Annotated in this window: 14 protein-coding genes, 1 pseudogene and 1 riboswitch; of the genes and pseudogenes, 8 read left to right on the plus strand and 7 right to left on the minus strand. The window is 74.6% G+C overall.

Translation table 11 applies throughout. The features are described 5' to 3' along the window. Positions 1–77: 77 nt before the first annotated feature. Both CP969_RS23815 and CP969_RS23820 read right to left on the minus strand, forming a co-directional pair. A pseudogene (locus CP969_RS23815) lies at positions 78–572 on the minus strand (carboxymuconolactone decarboxylase family protein). After that, a complete protein-coding gene (locus tag CP969_RS23820) occupies positions 569–1,075 on the minus strand; it encodes a carboxymuconolactone decarboxylase family protein (protein ID WP_016824925.1) in 507 nt (168 codons plus the stop codon). The pseudogene CP969_RS23815 and the gene CP969_RS23820 overlap by 4 nt, the downstream one beginning before the upstream one ends. A gap of 46 nt (positions 1,076–1,121) precedes the next feature. Here CP969_RS23820 and pdxR point away from each other — a divergent pair, with 46 nt between their 5' ends. From pdxR to CP969_RS23840, 4 genes are all read left to right on the plus strand, one after another. Next, complete coding sequence (pdxR, locus tag CP969_RS23825; protein WP_026084935.1) at positions 1,122–2,507, plus strand: MocR-like pyridoxine biosynthesis transcription factor PdxR; 1,386 nt, start codon at positions 1,122–1,124, stop codon at positions 2,505–2,507. Between the two features lie 177 nt (positions 2,508–2,684). Beyond that, the gene (locus tag CP969_RS23830; RefSeq protein WP_026084934.1) at positions 2,685–3,050 is read left to right on the plus strand and encodes a hypothetical protein; all 366 of its coding nucleotides are present in this window, start codon (positions 2,685–2,687) and stop codon (positions 3,048–3,050) included. A 27-nt stretch (positions 3,051–3,077) separates the two neighbouring features. Continuing rightward, on the plus strand, positions 3,078–4,262 hold the full coding sequence (locus tag CP969_RS23835) for a glutathionylspermidine synthase family protein (RefSeq protein ID WP_016824922.1): 1,185 nt from the start codon (positions 3,078–3,080) through the stop codon (positions 4,260–4,262). Positions 4,263–4,363: 101 nt separating this feature from the next. Then, positions 4,364–4,462, plus strand: a riboswitch (ZMP/ZTP riboswitch). A 31-nt stretch (positions 4,463–4,493) separates the two neighbouring features. Next, entirely contained in the window at positions 4,494–5,942 is a 1,449-nt protein-coding gene (locus CP969_RS23840) for a glycine hydroxymethyltransferase (RefSeq protein ID WP_016824921.1), read from the plus strand. Between the two features lie 113 nt (positions 5,943–6,055). On the opposite strand, the gene CP969_RS23845 is transcribed toward CP969_RS23840, so the two are convergent. The 3 genes from CP969_RS23845 to CP969_RS23855 all read right to left on the minus strand — a co-directional run bounded on the left by CP969_RS23845 (position 6,056) and on the right by CP969_RS23855 (position 8,453). Further along, positions 6,056–6,814, minus strand: a complete 759-nt coding sequence (locus CP969_RS23845; RefSeq protein WP_026084933.1) for a hypothetical protein — start codon at positions 6,812–6,814, stop codon at positions 6,056–6,058. Positions 6,815–6,951: 137 nt separating this feature from the next. After that, positions 6,952–7,881, minus strand: coding sequence for a hypothetical protein (locus tag CP969_RS23850; RefSeq protein WP_016824920.1), 930 nt, complete (start codon positions 7,879–7,881; stop codon positions 6,952–6,954). Then, positions 7,878–8,453, minus strand: a complete 576-nt coding sequence (locus CP969_RS23855; RefSeq protein ID WP_016824919.1) for an RNA polymerase sigma factor — start codon at positions 8,451–8,453, stop codon at positions 7,878–7,880. The genes CP969_RS23850 and CP969_RS23855 overlap by 4 nt, the downstream gene beginning before the upstream one ends. A 130-nt stretch (positions 8,454–8,583) precedes the next feature. On the opposite strand from CP969_RS23855, the gene trpS reads away from it, so the two are divergent. Both trpS and CP969_RS23865 read left to right on the plus strand, forming a co-directional pair. Continuing rightward, on the plus strand, positions 8,584–9,597 hold the full coding sequence (gene trpS / locus CP969_RS23860; protein WP_004984203.1) for a tryptophan--tRNA ligase: 1,014 nt from the start codon (positions 8,584–8,586) through the stop codon (positions 9,595–9,597). Positions 9,598–9,799: 202 nt separating this feature from the next. After that, entirely contained in the window at positions 9,800–10,378 is a 579-nt protein-coding gene (locus CP969_RS23865) for a 2'-5' RNA ligase family protein (protein WP_004984201.1), read from the plus strand. Positions 10,379–10,419: 41 nt separating this feature from the next. On the opposite strand, the gene CP969_RS23870 is transcribed toward CP969_RS23865, so the two are convergent. Both CP969_RS23870 and CP969_RS23875 read right to left on the minus strand, forming a co-directional pair. Beyond that, positions 10,420–11,175: a decaprenylphospho-beta-D-erythro-pentofuranosid-2-ulose 2-reductase gene (locus CP969_RS23870; RefSeq protein WP_016824917.1), complete on the minus strand. Its 756-nt coding sequence runs from the start codon at positions 11,173–11,175 to the stop codon at positions 10,420–10,422. 109 nt (positions 11,176–11,284) lie between these two features. Then, positions 11,285–12,640, minus strand: a complete 1,356-nt coding sequence (locus tag CP969_RS23875; RefSeq protein WP_016824916.1) for an FAD-binding oxidoreductase — start codon at positions 12,638–12,640, stop codon at positions 11,285–11,287. A 133-nt stretch (positions 12,641–12,773) separates the two neighbouring features. Here CP969_RS23875 and CP969_RS23880 point away from each other — a divergent pair, with 133 nt between their 5' ends. Together CP969_RS23880 and CP969_RS23885 are read left to right on the plus strand one after the other, a co-directional pair. Beyond that, the gene (locus CP969_RS23880) at positions 12,774–13,319 is read left to right on the plus strand and encodes a phosphatase PAP2 family protein (RefSeq protein ID WP_004984197.1); all 546 of its coding nucleotides are present in this window, start codon (positions 12,774–12,776) and stop codon (positions 13,317–13,319) included. Further along, positions 13,316–14,254 (plus strand): decaprenyl-phosphate phosphoribosyltransferase, encoded by a 939-nt coding sequence (locus CP969_RS23885; RefSeq protein WP_016824915.1) that lies wholly within the window; start codon positions 13,316–13,318, stop codon positions 14,252–14,254. Before CP969_RS23880 ends, CP969_RS23885 begins: the two co-directional genes overlap by 4 nt. Positions 14,255–14,290: the final 36 nt, after the last annotated feature.

Genomic DNA, 14,290 nt, shown 5'->3' on the forward strand with positions numbered 1-14,290 from the left:
TTCGTGCGACGCGGGCGGCTCCGGGTCCACCGGTCACGGCGGACCCGGAGCCGCCCGCGCTCACGCGCGGGCCCCGCTCACCACTCGGCGCTCCCCCGGGGGATCCGCCGGGCGACCATCAGCCGGTTCCAGCCGTTGATGACGGTGATCAGCCTGATCAGACGGGCGAGCCGGACGTCGTCGAAGTGCTTCGCGGCCCGTGCGTGGACCTCGTCGGGCACGAAGCCTCCCCCGGAGCCGAAGACCTGGGGGGTGCCCCCCGTGAGGACCGTGACCGCCTCGGCCAGCGCCGGCGCGGCCCGCTCCCGCTCGTCGAAGGCGTCCCCGGTCTCCTCCCGGGCGTCCAGCAGACCGAGCTGCCGCTCGCTCACCCCCTGCTCGCGGGCGATCGCGAGATGCCTGTCCAGCGCGAGCTGCCTGTCCAGGCAGAACGCGCACCGGTTGAGCTACGAGGCGCGGATCTGGACCGGCTCGGCGAGCGCGGGATCGCCCGGCCCCTTCTTGGCGGTGGCGCTCAACGCCAGGAGGGCGGCACGGACCCCGGCGTCGAGGTGCGTCGTCCGTGCCGTCACGTGTACTGCCCCGGCCGGTAGTGGCCCGGCACCCGGCGCGTGGCCACGCCGAACCGGTTCCACGCGTTGATCACCGAGATCGCGGCGATCAACTGGGCCAGCTCCGCCTCCTCGAAGTGCCCGGCCGCCTTCTCGTACACCTCGTCCGGCACGAAGCCGTCGGTCAGGACGGTCACGGCGTCCGTCAGCTCCAGCGCCGCCAGCTCCTTCTCCGTGTAGAAGTGCCGGGACTCCTCCCAGGCGCTCAGCTGGACGATCCGCTCGACGCTCTCGCCCGCCGCGAGCGCGTCCTTGGTGTGCATGTCCAGGCAGAAGGCACAGTGGTTGAGCTGGGAGGCGCGGATCTTCACCAGCTCGCGCAGCTTGGCGTCGAGCCCGCGCCCGGCCGCCGCGTCGAGCCGGAGCATCGCCTTGAAGACGTCGGGGGCCAGCGCGGCCCAGTCCATCCGGGGTGCGGGTTCGGCGGCGTACACGGTGGCCGCCGTGGTGTCGTCGGTCGTCATGCCTCGACCCTAGGGACGAAGCAGCCCGGTTGTATGGTCCATTTCCATGGCGGAACACCGGGCCACTTTGGGCATCGACCTGCACCTCGCACCGACCGGCCCGGGCCTGCGCCGCGGCCTGACCGACGCCCTGCGCGAGGCCGTCCGCACCGGCCGGCTCACCCCGGGCACCCGGCTGCCCTCCTCCCGCTCCCTCGCCGCCGACCTGGGCATCGCCCGCAACACCGTCGCCGACGCCTACGCCGACCTGGTCGCCGAGGGGTGGCTCACCGCACGGCAGGGCTCCGGCACCCGGGTCGCCGACCGCGCGGTGCCCCGGCCGCCGGCCCGTCCCGCCGCCCCGCGCCGCGTCCCCGGCCGACCCCGGTACGACCTCCTCCCGGGCACCCCCGACCTCGCCTCCTTCCCCCGCGCCGCCTGGCTCAAGGCCACCCGCCGCGCCCTGGCCGCCGCCCCCAACGACGCCTTCGGCTACGGCGACCCGCGCGGCCGGCCCGAGCTGCGCACGGCGCTCGCGGACTACCTGGCGCGGGTACGGGGCGTGCGCGCCGACCCCGAACGCCTCGTCGTCTGCTCCGGGTTCGCCCACGGCCTCCACCTGGTCTGCGCGGCCCTGCACGCCCGCGGCGCCCGCACGCTGGCCGTGGAGTCCTACGGTCTGGACATCCACTGGGACCTGGTCGAACGCACCGGACTGCGTACCGTCCCCCTCCCCTTCGACGACCTCGGTACGCGCGCGCAGTCCCCCGGTGACGCCGACGCGGTGCTGCTCAACCCGGCGCACCAGTTCCCGCTGGGCGGCGCCCTGGTCCCCGAGCGCCGCGCCGCGGCGGTCGACTGGGCGCGCCGCACCGGCGGGCTGGTCCTGGAGGACGACTACGACGGCGAGTTCCGCTACGACCGCCAGGCCGTCGGCGCGCTCCAGGACCTCGACCCGGACCACGTGGTGTACCTCGGCACGGCCAGCAAGTCCCTCGCCCCCGGGCTGCGCCTCGGCTGGATGGTCCTCCCGCCGTCGCTGGTGCCGGAGGTCGTCGCGCACGGCGGCGGCCGGTCCGTCGGCGTCCTCGATCAGCTCACCCTCGCCGAGTTCCTCACCTCCGGCGCCTACGACCGTCATGTCCGCGCCGCCCGCCTGCGCTACCGGCGCCGCCGCGACACCCTGGTCGAGGCGCTCGCCACCCGGGCCCCCGACGTACGGGTCACCGGGATCGCGGCGGGACTGCACGCGGTGCTCCGGCTCCCGCCGGGCACCGAGCCGTCGGTGGTCCGTGCGGCCGCCTGGCACGGCCTCGCCGTGCACGGCCTCGCGCGCTACCGCCACCCCGCCGCCGGGGGCGCCCGCGAGGACGCCCTGGTCGTCGGCTACGCGACCCCACCGGACCACGCCTGGGCGAGCACGCTGGAGGCGCTGTGCCGGGCACTGCCCTGACCGGTGTCCGGACCAAAGGTGCACGCGGTGCCAAACGCCGCCGAACGGCGGCACGGGCGGACCCGGGGACAGGGGGCTCCTGCACGCGCCGTCCGGCCGGTCCCTAGGCTGTCCGCCGCAAGCCGGGGAACGGAGGCCCGGCGGCGGACACCGGCGGCACACGGGGGAGTGAAGGGCATGGCGGAGACACGGCGACGGCTGAGGTCCAGCACGGTGGTGCTGGGCGGCATGGGCGTCCTCGCGACGGCCCTGTCCGCGTGCGGGTCGGACCCGGACCGGCGCTGCGTGGACCGGAACAGCTACGACTACCTCAACGGCTACCGGGTCGTCGCCGACAAGAACTGCAAGACCTCCGGATCTTCCGGGTCCTCCGGGTCCACCGGGTCCATCGGCAAGGGCCGCAAGAGCGGCACCGTCGACGCCGACTGGTACTACGACGCCGAGGTCGACCGCGGCTACGCCGACCACGGCACCTTCAGCCGCAGCGAGGCCGTCGACCGGGGAGGCTTCGGCTGCTCCGGGAGCGGCAGCGGCGGCGGCTGAGCGCCCCGCCGACCGAAGGACAGGCCCGTGGAACGCCGCACCGTCGAGCCCCGCCCCGGCTGGCAGCAGACCGTCGAGGAACAGGGGCTCATCTACCCCCTCACCCGCCACCCGGACGGCTCCCTGCACCCCTACTGGGACGAGAGCGCCCACTACGTCTTCACCCTGGAGGAGGTCGAGGCGCTGGAGGAGGTCGTCGAGGAACTGCACCGCATGTGCCTCGAGGCCGCCGACCACATCGTCGCCGCCGACCGCTTCGCCGACCTGGGCATCACCGACCCGCGCATCGCCCGCGCGGTCGCCGAGGCCTGGCACCGCCGCGCCGAACTCCCCTCCCTCTACGGCCGTTTCGACCTCCACTACGACGGCACCGGACCCGCGAAGCTCCTGGAGTACAACGCCGACACCCCGACCTCCCTGGTGGAGGCCGCCTCGCCCCAGTGGTTCTGGATGGAGGAACGCTTCCCCGGCGCCGACCAGTGGAACTCCCTGCACGAACGCCTCGTCGACGCCTGGCGCGAGCAGGCCGCCCTCCTCCCGCCGGGCAGCCCCCTGTACTTCGCCCACTCCTCCGCCGACGAACTCGGCGAGGACCTCATGACCGTCGCCTACCTCAAGGAGACCGCCGAGCAGGCCGGCCTCGACACCGACTGGATCTCCATGGAGGAGATCGGCTGGGACCGCCTCTCCGGCCGCTTCGTCGACAACAAACTGCGCTTCATCCGCAGCATCTTCAAGCTCTACCCCTGGGAATGGCTCACCACCGACCGCTTCGCCGGCCACGTCCTCGACACCCTCGACAACGGCGGCGGCACCGGAAGCACCCTGTGGATCGAACCCGCATGGAAGATGCTGCTCAGCAACAAGGCCCTGCTGGCGATCCTCTGGGAGCTCCACCCCGGCCACCCCAACCTCCTCCCCGCCCACCTCGACGGCCCCCGCGACCTGGCCGGCACCACCGGCTACGTCGCCAAGCCCCTGCTGGGCCGCGAGGGAGCCGGCGTGACCCTCCACGAGCCCGGCGCCGCCCCCGTCGTCCGCGACGAACCCTGCTGCTACCAGCAACTCGCCCCCCTGCCCGCCTTCGACGGCAACCACGTCGTCCTGGGCGCCTGGGTCGTCGGGAACGAGGCCGCCGGCCTCGGCATCCGCGAGTCCTCCGGCCTGGTGACCGACGAGTACGCCCGCTTCCTGCCCCATGTGATCCTGTGAATCCGTGACCCCGCGAACCCCGGCCCCGGAGCCGGGGCCCGGCCGGGCGACCCGCATGGTGGACGCGCGGAACCTCCTGCCGGCCGCTCCCGGTAGGCTGACCCGCGGGCCGTGACTGGCGCGCTGGGATGGGACCGACCATCGGGGAGCGGCCCCTGGGCACCGCCCAGCACCGAGTGCCGTGCGCCTGGGCCGTACCGTGAACGCCGACGCCACGTCCGGAGGTCCCTCATGTCAGCCGAGCCCCTCTCCACCGCTTCCACCGCCTTCCGCTCCGCCCTCGACGTGATCCGCGCCGTCGAGCCGCGCGTCGCCGACGCCATCGGCCAGGAGGTCGCCGACCAGCGCGAGATGCTCAAGCTGATCGCCTCCGAGAACTACGCCTCCCCGGCCACCCTCCTGGCGATGGGCAACTGGTTCAGCGACAAGTACGCCGAGGGCACCGTCGGCCGCCGCTTCTACGCCGGCTGCCGCAACGTCGACACCGTCGAGTCGCTCGCCGCCGAACACGCCAAGGAGCTGTTCGGCGCCCGCCACGCCTACGTCCAGCCGCACTCCGGCATCGACGCCAACCTCGTCGCCTTCTGGGCCGTGCTCGCCGACCGAGTGGAGGCCCCCTTCCTCGAGAAGACCGGCGTCCGCCAGATCAACGACCTCTCCGACGCCGACTGGGCCGAACTGCGGCAGGCCTTCGGCAACCAGCGCATGCTCGGCATGTCCCTGGACGCCGGCGGCCACCTCACCCACGGCTTCCGCCCGAACATCTCCGGCAAGATGTTCGACCAGCGCTCCTACGGCACCGACCCGGCCACCGGACTCATCGACTACGACGCCCTGCGCACCCAGGCCCGCGAGTTCAAGCCGCTGATCATCGTCGCCGGCTACTCCGCCTACCCCCGTCTGGTGAACTTCCGGATCATGCGCGAGATCGCCGACGAGGTCGGCGCCACGCTCATGGTCGACATGGCCCACTTCGCGGGCCTGGTCGCCGGCAAGGTCCTCACCGGAGACTTCGACCCGGTCCCGCACGCCCAGATCGTCACCACCACCACCCACAAGTCGCTGCGCGGCCCGCGCGGCGGCATGGTGCTGTGCGACGACTCCCTCAAGGACCAGGTCGACCGCGGCTGCCCGATGGTCCTCGGCGGACCGCTCCCGCACGTCATGGCCGCCAAGGCGGTCGCCCTGGCCGAGGCCCGCCAGGAGTCCTTCCGCGACTACGCCCGGCGCATCGTCGACAACTCCCGCGCCCTCGCCGAGGGCCTGATGAGCCGCGGCGCCACCCTGGTCACCGGCGGCACCGACAACCACCTCAACCTGATCGACGTCACCACCTCCTACGGCCTCACCGGCCGCCAGGCCGAGGTCGCCCTGCTCGAGTCGGGCATCGTCACCAACCGCAACGCCATCCCGGCCGACCCCAACGGCGCCTGGTACACCTCCGGCATCCGCGTCGGCACCCCCGCGCTGACCACGCGCGGCCTGGGCACCGCGGAGATGGACGAGGTCGCCGGCCTCATCGACCGCGTCCTCACCACCACGGAGCCCGGCACCACGAGCAAGGGCGCCCCGTCCAAGGCCCAGCACATCCTCGACCCGAAGATCGCGGACGAGATCTCCCGCCGCGCCACCGACCTCGTGGCCGGCTTCCCGCTCTACCCGGAGATCGACCTCGGCTGACGCCCCCGGCGACCGACCTCGCCCCGGCCCCTCCTACCCCTGGCGGCCCGGCAGCACGCCGGCCGTCGTGGGCGGGTCCGGGGGAGGGGGAGCCGAACCCCCTCCCGTCCCCCTCACACGTCCAGCAGCTCCTGCCGCGGCCCCGGCTCCCCGCGCCGGCGTATCAGCGGCAGCCGCAGGGCGTAGGGGCGCAGCACCAGGGCCAGCACCGCCCCGGCCGCCGCGCCCGGCACCGCCCACCACCAGTCGGCACCGCCGCCGTCGCCCGCTGCCGGTGCGGCCTTCCGCGCCGTGCCCGCGGCCGTACCCGCATCCGGACCCGGCCCCCGACCCGACCCGGTGGAACCGGCGGATCCGGCGGCCTCCGTCTCCCGGGGCGCCGGGTGGGTCCCGGACGGCGCGCCCCGGTCCGGCGCCTCACCCATCACGCCCAGCCTTCCCAGCAGCGCGCGCAGCTCGGACGGGTGCTCGGCGCGGTGCCAACGGCCGTCCGACGCGTCCGTCAGGCGCTCCGCCGTGTGGATCCACACGGCCCCGCCGTCATGCGCCGGGTAGACCTGGTCGACCCGCCAGGGCTGCACATCGTGCACCATCCACGTCATGGTGATCAGTCGGGCCGAGATCAGGTCGGCCTCCGGCGGCTTCCCACGGGTGCCGGCGCCGAGAGGACCGAGCAGCCGCTCCAGCTCCCCATACTCCTCGTCCTCGTAGTGGAGCGACGCCGTCTCCCCGCTCCCCGGCGAGACCACCAGCACACTCGTCGGTCCGCCCGCCGAGGCGGGCGACGCCCCCCACACCGTCAGGGCCGCTGCCGCCGCCCACGCTCCCAGGCCCGCCGCGATACGCCGCACCCTGCCCGTCCATCCGTGCATCCGAACCCCCACTCGGCCGACCGATCCCTGTGCGGCCCGCCCGGCGAGCCGCCCGTCACTTCTGGTACACCGCCCGGCCCGCCGGGGTTCCCACCCGGCTCCGCCCTCTTCCGCGGCCCCGCCGCAGCCCCGGCCGGCTACCCGCCCGCCTCCGCGACCGCCCTCGCGATCTCCAGCGCCCGCGCCTTCGACGCCACGCCCTCCAGCCGCAGCGTCACCTCGTCCACGCCCTGCTCGCCGACCGGGACCCGCTCCGTCCACAGCAGCGTCGGCCCGGCCGTGCGCTCCTCCCGGGTGAACCGGTGGCCGTCCGCGTCCACCAGCCAGAAGCCCAGGAGGTGCGGCCGCGCGAACCACAGCGCCGGCCCCGGCGCACCGTCCGCACCGCCGCCCCCGCCCGGCGACAGCCACTCCGGCTGCTCGCGCACGGCCTTGGCGAAGGAGGGGTCCAGCCGGGCCGGGAACTGGTCCAGCCGTATCGTCCGCCCCCCGTCCCGCCAGCACAGGCTCACCAGGAACCGGCCCCGCGGCAGCCCGCTCACCGCCACCGCGTCCGGAGAGCCCAGCGCCCTCGGCACCAGCGGCGCGAACCCGGCCCGCCGCTCCGCCTCGCCGAGCGGCACCGACCGCCCGCAGTCCGGCACCCTCGCGCCCGGCGAGGGCACCGCCGACGGGTCGTACCGCACCTCGACCCCGCCGAAGCCGAACCAGTCGGACACCGTCGCCCGCACCGGGGGCGTCAGCACCAGCACCGTCAGCAGGCCGCACACCGCGGCGGTCAGCGCCCGCCACCGCGCCCGCGTCCAGCGCCGCACCGCCCGCCACCGCGCCCCGGCCGCGGGAACCGGTGCCTCCTCCCGCTGCCCCGAGGGCACGGGCGTCGCCTGCGCGGCCAGTATCTGCTCCAGCACCCGCTCGACCATCGACTCGGACCCCGCCGGGTCCGCCGCCCCGCCCGGCCCGTCCAGGGACCGTCCCAGCGCCCGCAGCTCCTCCCGCAGCCGGGCGGCCCTCGCGCGCCGGTGCTCCGCGCCGCCGGGGCGGTCGCCGTCGTACGCCCCGCTCACGCCCTCTTCCCTTCTTCCCGGGGTTCCCGGGGTTCCCGGGGCCGGAAGTCCGGCAGCAGGCGCTCCAGCTTGCGCAGGGCGCGGTTCAGCCGCGACTTCACCGTGCCCCGGGGCCAGCCCAGGGCCTGGGCGGTCTCCCGCTCGTCCATCTCCAGCAGATAGCGGTAGGTGACGACCAGGCGGTGCTCCTCGCCCAGCTTCTCCAGGGCGGCCACCAGCGCTCCGCGCCGCTCCGCGTCGAGCGTCGCGACCGCCGGATCCGCCGACTCCGGTATCACCGGCTCCGCCTGGGCGAACGCCGCCTCGCGGCCGGCGAGGGTGTGCCGGCGGGCCGCCGCACGCACGGTGTTCCTCGTCTCGTTGGCCACGATCGACAGCAGCCACGGCCGGAACGCCGTGCCGTCCCGGAACCGGCCCAGCGCGCAGTACGCCTTGACGAAGGCCTGCTGCACCACGTCCTCCGCGTCCGCCCCCGCCCCGAGCGCGGCGGCCGCCCTGAGCGCGATGCCCGTATGGGCCCGCACCAGCTCCGCGTACGCCTCCGCCTCCCCGGCGCGTACGCGTGCGATCACCGCGGCCTCATCGACGATGCGGCCCCCCTCCCGCGTCCTCACACTCTTGTTACACCGCCGGGTCCGGTTCGGTTCCCCCCTGTTTCCGGTCCGCTCCCGACCGCCCCGCGGGACCTGAGAGAATGAGGGCATGGCCTCCGAACGTCCCCGCGTGCTCTCCGGTATCCAGCCGACCTCCGGCTCGTTCCACCTCGGCAACTACCTCGGCGCCGTCCGCCAGTGGGTCGACATGCAGAACACCCACGACGCGTTCTACATGGTCGTCGACCTGCACGCGGTCACGGTCCCGCAGGACCCGAAGGAACTCCGCGAGAACACCCGCGTCGCCGCCGCCCAGCTGCTCGCGGCCGGCCTCGACCCGGACCGCTGCACGCTGTTCGTCCAGAGCCACGTCCCCGAGCACGCCCAGCTCGGCTGGCTGATGAACTGCATCACCGGCTTCGGCGAGGCCTCGCGCATGACGCAGTTCAAGGACAAGTCCGCCAGGCAGGGCAGCGACCGCACGACCGTCGGCCTGTTCACGTACCCGATGCTGATGGTCGCCGACATCCTGCTGTACCAGGCCGACCAGGTTCCCGTCGGCGAGGACCAGCGCCAGCACCTGGAGCTGACCCGGGACCTCGCGGACCGCTTCAACCAGACCTACGGCGACACCTTCACCGTCCCGAGCGCGTACATCCTCAAGGAGACGGCGAAGATCTACGACCTGCAGGACCCGACGATCAAGATGAGCAAGTCGGCGTCCACGCCGAAGGGCCTCATCAACCTCCTGGACGAGCCGAAGACCACGGCGAAGAAGGTCAAGAGCGCGGTCACCGACACCGACACCGTGATCCGCTACGACGCCGAGAACAAGCCGGGGGTGAGCAACCTCCTCACGATCTACTCGACCCTCACCGGGACGGGCGTCACCGAACTGGAGGAGAGGTACGCCGGCAAGGGCTACGGCGCGCTCAAGACGGACCTCGCCGAGGTCATGGTCGAGTTCGTGACCCCGTTCAAGGAGCGCACCCAGCAGTACCTGGACGACCCCGAGACGCTGGACTCGCTCCTGGCCAAGGGCGCGGAGAAGGCGCGCGCCGTCGCCGCGGAGACCCTCGCCCGGGCGTACGACCGGATGGGCTTCCTGCCCGCCAAGCACTGAGCCGGCGCACCGAACCGGCCCACGGCGCGGATCCGTACCACCGCACAGCGCTGCACATCACTCCGGTTGCGCCTGCCCGCATCCGGGCCGTGGTCGTACAGTCGATAACCGGGTGACCGTTTGGGCGGTCACCCGGCGCGTACCGGAGCCACCGCACCGCGCTCCACCACCGCGCTTCACCACCACAACGACAGGAGACGACGTGGGGACCGTAACGATCGGTGTGTCGATCGCGGTCCCGGAGCCCCACGGCAGCCGGCTTCAGCAGCTGCGCGCGGGCTTCGGCGACGCCGCGGCGCACGGCATCCCCACCCACGTCACCCTGCTGCCGCCGACGGAGGTCGACGACGCCGACCTGCCGGCCATCGAGGCGCACCTGAGCGAGGTCGCCGCGGCCGGGCGGCCCTTCCCCATGCGGCTGTCGGGCACCGGCACCTTCCGGCCGCTGTCGCCGGTGGTGTTCGTCCGGGTCGTCGAGGGCGCCGAGGCCTGCACCTGGCTGCAGAAGCAGGTCCGCGACGCCTCCGGCCCCGTCGCCCGCGAGCTGCAGTTCCCGTACCACCCGCACGTCACCGTGGCGCACGGCATCGAGGAAGCGGCCATGGACCGCGCCTTCGAGGAACTCGCCGACTACGAGGCCGAGTGGCCCTGCACCGGCTTCGCGCTCTACGAGCAGGGCGCCGACGGGGTGTGGCGCAAGCTGCGGGAGTTCCCCTTCGGCACCGCCGTGGTGCCGCCGCAGGCCGGGCCGGTGGACCGGGGATCGGTCTCCGCCCACTGAACCCCGCACCCGTGCGGACCCCCGCCGTGTCCCGCCGGGCCTCAGAACGGCAGCCGCCGGAACACCCCCCGCGGCAGATGCCGCAGCACCGACATCACCACGCGCAGCGCGCCCGGCACCCACACCGTCTCCGAGCGGCGCCGCAGCCCCAGCTCCACGGCCGCCGCGACCGCCTCGGGAACGGTGGCGAGCGGCGCCTCGGGCAGACCGGCGGTCATCCGCGTGCGGACGAAGCCGGGGCGTACGACCATGACGTGCACGCCGGTGCCGTGGAGCGCGTCGCCCAGGCCCTGCGCGAAGGCGTCCAGGCCGGCCTTGCTGGAGCCGTAGATGAAGTTCGCGCGGCGGGCCCGCTCGCCCGCGACGGAGGACAGCACCACCAGGGAGCCGTGGCCCTGCGACTGGAGCGCCCTCGCGCACACCAGGCCCGCCGAGACCGCACCGGTGTAGTTGGTCTGCGCGACCCGCACCGCGGCCCGCGGGTCCCGCTCGTCGCGGGCCTGGTCGCCGAGGGTGCCGAAGGCGAGCAGCACCATGTCGACGTCGCCCTCGGCGAAGACCTTGCCGAGCGCGTCCTCGTGGCCGGCGGGGTCGAGCGCGTCGAAGGCGACGGTGCGCACCTCGGCGCCGAGGGCGCGCAGGTGCGCGGCGGCCTCGTCCAGACCGGGGGAGGGACGGCCGGCCAGCCACACCGTGCGGGTGCGGCGGGCGATCAGCCGGCGGGCGGTGGCCAGCGCGATCTCGGACGTACCGCCGAGGACGAGCAGGGTCTGGGGGAGGCCGAAGGCGTCCTTCACGACAGCTCCTAGGTCTTTCGTTCGGATCGGGCCGGATCGAGGAGCGGTGCCGGGGCCCGCGGGCCCCGGCACGGTCCGCACGACGGGCCCCGGCGGTGGGGCGGTGGTCTCAGAGGCGGAGCCGGCGGGCCAGGTCGGAGGTGAACACCCCGCGCGGGTCCAACTCCGCGCGCAGCGCGCGGAAGTCGTCCAGGCGCGGGTACATGGCCGCGAGCAGCTCCGGGCGCAGCCGGGAGTCCTTGGCGAGGTAGACGCGCCCGCCGGCCGCGGCGACCTCCTCGTCGAGCCCGTCGAGGAAGGCGCCGAGGCCGGGCAGGGACGCCGGGACGTCCAGGGCCAGGGTCCAGCCCGGCACGGGGAAGGACAGCCAGCCGGGGTCGGCCTCGCCGAAGCGCTTGAGGACGGCCAGGAAGGACGGGCAGCGGCGCTCGGAGATGCGGCGCACGATCCGGCGCAGGACGTCCTCCCGGCCGTGACCGACGACGAACTGGTACTGCACGAAGCCGCTCCGGCCGTAGACCCGGTTCCAGTGGGGCACGCCGTCCAGGGGGTGGAAGAAGGTGGGGATCCGCTGGAGCTGCCCCGTCCGCGCGCGGGGCGCCCTGCGGTACCACAGCGCGTTGAACACCCCCACGGTGGTGCGGTTGAGCAGGCCCTCGGGGACGAAGGACGGGGCGGCCGGGAGCCGGGAGGTGCGGAAGGCCAGCGGCTGCCGACGCGCCCGCGTGCCCCCGGGCAGCGCGTCCAGGGGAGCGTGGTCGCCGCGGGTGAGCACCGCGCGGCCGGTGGCCGCGCCGCGGGCCAGCAGGTCGATCCAGGCGACCGAGTAGCGGTAGCGGTGGTCGTCGGCGGACAGGCGGGCCATCAGGTCGTCGAGGTCGCCCGCGCGCTCGGTGTCGACCGACATCAGCGAGGTCTCGACCGGCTGGAGCCGGAGCGTCGCCTTCAGGACCACCCCGGTCAGGCCCATGCCGCCCGCGGTCGCGTCGAACAGCGGCGTGCCCGGCGCGACGGTACGGACCTGTCCGTCGGCGGTGAGCAGGTCCAGGGACAGCACATGGCGGGAGAAGGAGCCCGACACGTGGTGGTTCTTGCCGTGGATGTCGGCGCCGATCGCCCCGCCGACGGTCACGTAGCGCGTGCCCGGCGTGACCGGCACGAACCAGCCGAGCGGCAGCAGCACCTCCATCAGCCGGTGCAGGGAGACGCCCGCGTCGCACAGCACGGTGCCGCCGTCGGCGTCGATCGCGTGGACGCGGTCCAGGCCCGTCATGTCGAGCACGGCACCGCCCGCGTTCTGCGCCGCGTCCCCGTACGCCCGTCCCAGCCCCCGCGCGATGCCCCCGCGGGCCCCGCAGGCCCGGACGGCCCGGGCGGCCTCCTCGTACGTCCGCGGGCGGATCAGCCGGGCGGCGGTGGGAGCGGTGCGCCCCCATCCCGTGACGGGAACGGTGTCGGCAGGCATGAGGGCGACCGTATCGCCCCCGGGTGAGCGATTGGTTGTGAAACGTCAATTCCATCCCTGAAACGGGTGATTAATGGTATGTCGCTCCTTCAGGGGGGAATTCCGGCCCGACGGGAGTGAACAGTAAGTCCCCATGGACGACCTCCACGACCTCCACCGCCCCGCCCCCCACCCCCTCGGCCTCCACGGCGCGGACCGCCGGATCGGCGCGGCCCTCAGAGCGTGCGGTGCGGATCCGCGCGTGGCCGACGCCGTGCGCGTCCTGTCCTGGGCGGGGGAGCACGGGGCGCTGTGGCTCGTGGCGGGGCTGGCCGGAGCCGCCGCGGACCGCCCGCGGCGCGGCGCCTGGCTGCGCGGCACCGTGCTCACCGCGGGCGCCCACGCCGTCAGCATGGGCGTGAAACGGGTCGTGCGCCGCCCGCGCCCGGCGCACGTCGAACCCCTGGTCGGCACGGTCGGCCGGCACTCCTTCCCCAGCTCGCACGCCACCTCCGCCGCGGCCGCCGCCGTCGCCTTCGGAGCGCTGGGGTCGCACGCGGTGCCCCCGCTCGCCGCCGCCGTCTGCCTCTCCCGCCTGGTGGCCGGTGTGCACCACCCCTCGGACGTGGCGGCCGGCGCCGCCCTGGGCGCGCTCACGGCCCGGCTCGGCGCCCGCTGGATGCGGGGAGGCGCGGCGTGACCGACACCGCCCTCCTGCACCGGGACCGGCGGCAGGCGCCGTCCCCTTCCGGGGGCGGCCTCCTCAGGGGCCTGCTGCGCACCGCGCGGCCCAAGCAGTGGGTCAAGAACGTCCTGGTGATCGCCGCTCCCGCCGCCGCCGGCGAACTCTTCTCCCGGTCCGCGCTGGTCCGGCTCGCGCTGGTGTTCGTCCTGTTCACCCTCTGCGCCGCCGCCGTCTACCTGGTCAACGACGCCCGCGACGCCGAGGCCGACCGGGCCCACCCCACCAAGTGCCACCGTCCGGTCGCCGCCGGCCAGGTGCCGGTCCCGGTCGCCTACGCCGTCGGCGTCGCCCTCGGCGTCCTCGCGCCCGTCGCCGCGGCCCGGCTGTGCCCGCCGCAGGTCGCCGTGCTGCTGACCGCGTACCTCGGCATGCAACTGGCGTACTGCGTCAGCCTCAAGCACGTCCTCGTCGTCGACCTCGTCGTCGTCACCACCGGCTTCCTGATGCGGGCGGTGGTCGGCGGGCTCGCGCTCGGCCTCCCGCTGTCGCGCTGGTTCCTGATCACCACCGGGTTCGGCGCGCTGTTCATGGTCGCGGCCAAGCGCTACTCCGAGGCCGTGCAGATGGCCGGCACGGCGGGCGCCACGCGCGCGCTGCTCACCGAGTACACCACCGGGTACCTCCGCTTCGTCTGGCAGCTCGCGGCCGGCGTCGCCGTCCTCGGCTACTGCCTGTGGGCCCTGGAGGAGGGCGGGGCGCCGCACACCGGCGTGCTGCCCTGGCGGGAGCTGTCCGTGGTCGCCTTCGTCCTCGCCGTCCTCAGGTACGCCGTCTTCGCCGACCGCGGCACCGCCGGCGAACCCGAGGAGGTGGTCCTGCGCGACCGCGCGCTCGCCCTCATCGGCCTGGTGTGGGCGGCGATGTACGCCCTGGCGGTGGCGGACTGGTGAGGCACCCCCGGCCCGGGAGCGGGGCCGGGGGTACCG

The organism is Streptomyces viridosporus T7A (assembly GCF_008704515.1).
GTDB classification, from domain to species: Bacteria; Actinomycetota; Actinomycetes; order Streptomycetales; family Streptomycetaceae; genus Streptomyces; species Streptomyces viridosporus.

What these genes read in the sequence shown, in the direction of transcription:
- trpS (WP_004984203.1), top strand. Translation starts at nt 8,584, where the DNA reads ATGGCCTCCGAACGTCCCCGCGTGCTCTCCGGTATCCAGCCGACCTCC.
- CP969_RS23820 (WP_016824925.1), bottom strand. Translation starts at nt 1,075, where the DNA reads ATGACGACCGACGACACCACGGCGGCCACCGTGTACGCCGCCGAACCC.
- pdxR (WP_026084935.1), top strand. Translation starts at nt 1,122, where the DNA reads ATGGCGGAACACCGGGCCACTTTGGGCATCGACCTGCACCTCGCACCG.
- CP969_RS23880 (WP_004984197.1), top strand. Translation starts at nt 12,774, where the DNA reads ATGGACGACCTCCACGACCTCCACCGCCCCGCCCCCCACCCCCTCGGC.
- CP969_RS23845 (WP_026084933.1), bottom strand. Translation starts at nt 6,814, where the DNA reads ATGCACGGATGGACGGGCAGGGTGCGGCGTATCGCGGCGGGCCTGGGA.
- CP969_RS23875 (WP_016824916.1), bottom strand. Translation starts at nt 12,640, where the DNA reads ATGCCTGCCGACACCGTTCCCGTCACGGGATGGGGGCGCACCGCTCCC.
- CP969_RS23830 (WP_026084934.1), top strand. Translation starts at nt 2,685, where the DNA reads ATGGCGGAGACACGGCGACGGCTGAGGTCCAGCACGGTGGTGCTGGGC.
- CP969_RS23840 (WP_016824921.1), top strand. Translation starts at nt 4,494, where the DNA reads ATGTCAGCCGAGCCCCTCTCCACCGCTTCCACCGCCTTCCGCTCCGCC.